4 protein-coding genes are annotated in these 6,167 nt (G+C 70.1%); 1 reads left to right on the top strand and 3 read right to left on the bottom strand.

Going from position 1 to position 6,167, the window contains the following annotated elements; genetic code table 11:
* Positions 1 to 19: 19 nt before the first annotated feature.
* From AC1DGE_RS16300 to AC1DGE_RS16290, 3 genes are read right to left on the bottom strand one after another with little or no spacing between them, the layout of a single operon-like run.
* Entirely contained in the window at positions 20 to 241 is a 222-nt protein-coding gene (locus tag AC1DGE_RS16300) for an SCO4848 family membrane protein (protein ID WP_441418438.1), read from the bottom strand.
* 3 nt (positions 242 to 244) lie between these two features.
* Positions 245 to 742: a DUF2505 domain-containing protein gene (locus tag AC1DGE_RS16295; protein ID WP_476917813.1), complete on the bottom strand. Its 498-nt coding sequence runs from the start codon at positions 740 to 742 to the stop codon at positions 245 to 247.
* A gap of 48 nt (positions 743 to 790) precedes the next feature.
* Complete coding sequence (locus AC1DGE_RS16290) at positions 791 to 2,314, bottom strand: SDR family oxidoreductase (protein WP_476893222.1); 1,524 nt, start codon at positions 2,312 to 2,314, stop codon at positions 791 to 793.
* 210 nt (positions 2,315 to 2,524) lie between these two features.
* Between AC1DGE_RS16290 and mfd the strand changes: the two genes are divergently transcribed.
* The gene (gene mfd, locus AC1DGE_RS16285; protein WP_476917812.1) at positions 2,525 to 6,163 is read left to right on the top strand and encodes a transcription-repair coupling factor; all 3,639 of its coding nucleotides are present in this window, start codon (positions 2,525 to 2,527) and stop codon (positions 6,161 to 6,163) included.
* The last annotated feature ends 4 nt before the right edge of the window (positions 6,164 to 6,167 follow it).

Here is a 6,167-nt window from a genome sequence, read left to right as displayed (position 1 = left end):
TTGGCCGGGGGAGAGCCGGTCAGTTCAGCAGGCCCGTGATCCCGATCGCCGCCGTCGCCGCGCCGAGCAGCATCGAAATGCTGACCAGCACGACGTGGACGGTGAGGAAGCGGGTGGCCTTGCCGCCGGCGTCGCGCGCCCGCGGGTCCTTCATGACCCGGCGCAGGAACTGGGGCCAGACGGCCAGGGACCAGACGCCGGCCACAATCAGGACGGCGGCCAGGGCACCGGGCAGCTCCATCGCCTAGTGGCTTTCGAGCCAGGCCTGGGCCCGCGTGGACTGGATGTTGAGGGCCTTGCCGACCATCGGCTCGGCCGCGTCGGCGATCTTCCCGCCCAGCAGCGGCACGGACGAGGTGACCGTTCCCTCCAGCTCGATCCGGGTGCTGCCGCCGTCGGCCACGAGGCGCTGCACGGCGTTGACGTCCAGCGGGGCGCCGGCGACCTTCAGCGAGATGTTGCTCTGCCGCGAACCGTCGGCCTCCGGGGCGCCCCAGCTCTCCAGCTGCGTCACCTTCAGGCTCTCACCGACGAACTTACGGGCCAGGTCCGGCATCCGGGTCGTGGGGATGGTGCGGACCGTCGTGGTGTTGAAGGCGCCGGCGGGGTCGCCGTCGACGGTAAACGATTCAAGGGTTCCGCCGACGAGTTCGCTGGTGTGGCGCAGGAAGTCCTCGTTGACGAAAACTGCCGTGACGCTCTCAACGCTGTGCGGAAGGGTGGTGGATGCACTCAGGGCCATTGGGGGTCCTCCATGGGGTGGGGCTGGACGTTTCGGGCTCCCAACATCCTACGCGGTGGGCCCCGCCGGTTCCGATTCGGCGGCTGGCTCCGTCTCTGCGAGGCGCTGCGCCGCTGCCGCGATATTCCGCGACATCGCGGGGAAAATGAGGCTGTGGAACGGCAGGACCGCGAGCCAGTAGAGCTTGCCGCTGAGGCCCTTCGGGAAGAAGATGGCCCGTTGCCGGTAGCGGCTGCCGGTGCCCTCGGGTTCGACCGAAAGTTCCAGCCAGGCCCGGCCGGGTGCCCGCATCTCGGCCCGCAGCCGGAGCAGCCGGCCGCGGTCGATCCGCTCGACCCGCCACCAGTCCACCACCTCGCCTTCGGCCAGCAGGTGCGGGTGCCGCCGGCCGCGCGCCAGGCCCGCGCCGCCGGTGAGCTTGTCCAGCCATCCGCGTACGCTCCAGGCCAGCGGCAGCGAGTACCAGCCGTTGCGGCCGCCGATGCCTTCGATGATGGTCCAGACGTGTTTCGGGTCCACCGCACTGGAGTAGCTGCGCTCGTCGAGGTAGACGCGGTGGCCGGCCCACTCCGGATCGCTCGGCAGCGGATCGGCGTCGGCTCCGGCGCTGGCCCAGGTGGTCTCCACCTGGCCGTCCCGTTCCTTGCCCAGCGCCAGGGCGACGGCCCGCCGGTAGGGGGTGAGGCCGCCCTCGGGCAGCGGGATGTAGGAGTCGATGTCATGCTCCCTGGAGACGGCGTCGTGCTGCAGCGACTCCACCAGGGGCAGCGACATGGACAGCGGGATCGGCGTGGTCAGCGCGACCCACATGCCCGCGAGCTTGGGCGCGGGGATGGGAAGGGCAAGCACCACCCGGTGCGGGAGTCCGGCCTCCGCCGCGTACTCCTGCATCATCCCGGCGTAGCTGAGCACCTGCCGTGAGCCGATGTCGAAGGTGCGGTTGATCTTGCCCTCCAGCGACGCCGCACCGACAAGGTAGTACAGCACGTCCCGCACCGCGATGGCCTCGATCTTGTTCCGTACCCAGCTGGGGGCGGGCATCACCGGCAGGGTCTCGGACAGGTGCCGGATCATTTCGAAGGAGGCCGAGCCGGAGCCGATCACCACGCCGGCCTGGAACACGACCGCGTCCACCGGGCCGTCGAGGAAGACCTTGCCCACGGCCTCGCGGGAGCGCATGTGGGTGGAGAGCTCGGCGCCGGAGGGGTGCAGCCCGCCGAGGTAGACGATCCGGTCCACGCCGGCCCCCGCCGCCGCCTGCGCCGCCGTCTCGGCCATCGCCTTTTCCTTGGCCTCGAACCCGGCGCCGCCGGCCATCGAGTGGACCAGGTAGTAGAGCACGTCGACGCCGTCCAGCGCCTCCTGCAGCGCCGCGCCGTCGTCGAGGCTGCTCTGGACCACCTCGACCTGCTCCAGCCAGGGGACGCCGGCGATTTTGGCCGGGGTGCGGACCAGGACCTTCACCCGGTGGCCGGCCTCAAGCAGCCGGGGGACCAGCCGGCCGCCGATGTAACCGGTGGCGCCGGTCACGAGCACGGTCTTCGGGTTCGTGGCGTTGGGGGTGCCGTTCATGGGTGGCTCCTTCATCATTGCGGATATAAGCCATTCGGAGCGCCGGCCGCGCTGGACTGCAGCCTGGACGGCCGGATCCCCGTCCTGCCAGCTTAGTCCCGGGTGCCGGCCCGCCTCCGGGTCGCGGTAGGCTGGAAGTACCCGGGATTCTTGCGAATTTCGGGTATTCGTGTTGCCTGCATGCCCGTGATCACTCCAGGAGTTCCCGCCATGAGCCTCAACGGCCCTTCTCTCACCGGTCTGCGGCGTGTCCTCGCCGAGGACACGTCCTTTGCCCGGGTGCAGGCCGAAGCGTCCCGGCCGTTCACGGCCCGCAGCGAGGACTACCAGATCAGCGCCCCCGCCGGGCTGCGCGCTGCGCTGCTCGCGGAGATGGCCGACGGCCTCGCGTCCGACGGCGGGGCTGCCGACGGCGCCGCCGCCCCGGTGGTGCTGGCCGTCACCGCCACCGGCCGCGAGGCCGAAGACCTTGCCGCCGCGCTGGGCGCGTTCCTGCCGGCCGGCACGGTCGCGGAATTCCCCAGCTGGGAGACCCTGCCGCACGAGCGGCTCTCGCCGCGCTCGGACACCGTCGGCCGCCGGCTCTCCGTGCTCCGCCGCCTCGCGCACCCCGAGGCCGGGGGCGCCCTGCGCGTCGTCGTCGCCCCGGTCCGGGCCGTGGTGCAGCCGATCGTGGCCGGGCTCGGCGAGCTGGTCCCGGTGACCCTCAAGCTCGGCCAGGAGGTCCCGTTCGGCGACGTCGTGAAGAACCTCGCCGACGCCGCCTACGCCCGGGTGGACATGGTCACCCGGCGCGGCGAATTCGCGGTCCGCGGCGGCATGCTGGACGTTTTCCCGCCCACCGAGGACCACCCGATCCGGGTGGAATTCTTCGGCGACGAGGTCGAGCAGATGCGCTGGTTCGCCGTCGCCGACCAGCGCTCGCTAACCGCGCCGGGCGTGCACCACCCCACCGAACTGCACGCCCCGCCCTGCCGCGAAATCCTGATCACGCCCTCGGTGATGTCCCGGGCCGCGACGCTGAAGTCCCAGCTGCCGGCCGCGGCGGACATGCTGGAAAAGATCGCCGGCGGCATCGCCGTCGAGGGAATGGAATCCTTGGCCCCGGTGCTGGTCGATTCCATGGTGCCCTTCCTGGACCAGTTCCCGGAGGGCTCCATCTCGGTGGTGATTGAACCCGAAAAGGTCCGCACCCGCGCCCACGACCTCGCCGCCACCAACGAGGAGTTCCTCGAGGCAGCCTGGTCCACGGCCTCCGACGGCGGGACCGCCCCGCTGGATTTGAGCTCCGCGGCCTCGGAGGCCCTGCACTCGGCGAGCTTCCGCTCGCTGGGCGAGACCCGCAGCACAGCCCTCGCGCACGGAGTCTCCTGGTGGTCCATCACCTCGCTCGCCAGCGACGAGGAACTGCTGCCGGAGATCGACGTGCTGAACCTGCACGCCCGCGAACCCCGCGGCTACCAGGGCGACGTGGCCGAGATGATGGACTTCATCGGTTCGCACGTGCGGGACCAGTGGCGGATCGTCGTCGCCACCGAGGGCCCCGGCCCGGCGCAGCGCCTCGCCGAACTGTTCCACGACAACGACATCCCGTGCGCCCGGGTGGAAACCCTCGACGCCGACCCGCAGCCCGGCCTGATCGAGGTGACCACCGCCGCCGTCGGCCGCGGCTTCGTCCTTGACCGGCTCAAGGTGGCCCTGCTGACCGAGGCCGACCTGCTGGGCCGCACCTCCGCCGGGTCCACCAAGGACATGCGCCGGATGCCGTCCAAGCGGCGCAACGCCGTGGACCCGCTGCAACTGCTGGCCGGCGACTTCGTGGTGCACGAACAGCACGGCATCGGCCGGTTCGTGGAGCTGATCCAGCGCAAGGTCGCGGGCGGGGGAGACGGCGTGCGCGAATACCTGGTGCTCGAATACGCGCCTTCCAAGCGCGGTGCCCCGGGTGACCGGCTCTTCGTCCCCACCGACCAGCTGGACCAGGTCACCCGCTACGTCGGCGGCGACACCCCGGTGCTGAGCAAGATGGGCGGCTCGGACTGGGCCAGCACCAAGTCCAAGGCGCGCAAGGCCGTCAAGGAGATCGCCGGCGAACTGATCCGGCTGTACTCGGCCCGGATGGCCTCCCGCGGCCACGCCTTCGGCCCCGACACCCCGTGGCAGCGCGAACTCGAGGAAGCCTTCCCCTACGTGGAGACCCCGGATCAGCTGACCACCATCAACGAGGTCAAGGCGGACATGGAACGGGAGATCCCGATGGACCGCCTGGTCTCCGGCGACGTCGGCTACGGCAAGACCGAGATTGCCGTCCGGGCGGCGTTCAAGGCGGTCCAGGACGGCAAGCAGGTGGCCGTGCTGGTGCCCACCACGCTGCTGGCGCAGCAGCACTACGAGACCTTCACCGAGCGCTTCTCCGGCTTCCCGCTGCGGGTCAAGCCGCTGTCCCGCTTCCAGGGCGCCAAGGAGGCCAAGGAAACGGCCGAGGGAGTGAAGAACGGCTCGGTGGACGTCGTGATTGGCACGCACCGGCTGCTGTCCAAGGACTTCGCGTTCAAGGACCTTGGCCTCGTGATCGTGGACGAGGAGCAGCGCTTCGGCGTCGAACACAAGGAAGCGCTGAAGAAGATGCGCACCAACGTGGACGTCCTGGCCATGAGCGCCACCCCCATCCCGCGCACCCTGGAGATGTCGCTGACCGGCATCCGCGAAACGTCTACGCTGGCGACCCCGCCGGAGGAGCGGCACCCCGTGCTCACCTACGTCGGCCCGTACACGGATAAGCAGACGTCGGCCGCGATCCGCCGCGAGCTGATGCGCGAAGGACAGGTCTTCTTCGTGCATAACCGGGTTTCCACGATCGAACGCACCGCCGCGAAGATCCGCGAACTGGTCCCGGAAGCCCGCGTCGAGGTGGCGCACGGCAAGATGTCCGAAAGCCGGCTGGAACAGATCATCGTGGACTTCTGGGAGAAGCGCTTCGACGTCCTGGTCTGCACCACCATCATCGAGACCGGGCTGGACATCTCCAACGCCAACACCCTGATTGTCGACGGCGCGGACAAGTACGGGCTCTCCCAGCTGCACCAGCTGCGCGGGCGCGTGGGCCGCGGCCGGGAACGGGCCTACGCCTACTTCCTCTATCCCTCCGAAAAGCCGCTGGGCGAGGTGGCGCTGGAACGGCTCAAGGCCGTAGCGACGCACAACGAACTCGGCGCCGGCATGCAGCTGGCCATGAAGGACCTCGAGATCCGCGGCGCCGGCAACCTGCTCGGCGGCGAACAGTCCGGCCACATCCAGGGCGTCGGCTTCGACCTCTACATCCGGCTGGTCGGCGAGGCCGTGGCGGACTACCGGGGCGAGGCCGAGGAGAAGGCCGCGGAGATGAAGATCGAGCTGCCGGTCAACGCGCACCTGCCGCACGACTACGTACCCGGTGAGCGGTTGCGCCTCGAGGCCTACCGGAAGCTGGCCTCGGCACTGAGCAACGAGGCGATCGAGGAGGTCGAGGCCGAGCTCGTGGACCGCTACGGGGAGCTGCCGCTGCCGGCGAAGAACCTCGTCGCGGTGGCCCGTTTCCGGGTCGGGGCGCGCGAGGCCGGCCTCACTGACGTCGCCCTACAGGGCAACTTCATCAAGTTCTCGCCCGCCCAGCTGCCGGAGTCCAAGCTGATGCGGCTGGCCCGGATGTACCCCGGCTCGCAGGCGAAACCGGCTTTGGACGCGGTGCTGATCCCCAAGCCCAAGACGGCCCGGATCGGCGGCCGCGACCTGCAGGATGCCGAGATCCTGGCCTGGGCCAACGGCGTGATCGAGGCGATCTTCTCCGACGTCCCGCTCTCGGTGGGCTAAACCG

The organism is Arthrobacter sp. 05N425 (assembly GCF_056397125.1).
The sequence above is the reverse complement of the archived record's forward strand: the minus strand, read 5'-3'. Positions and strand labels throughout refer to the sequence as shown.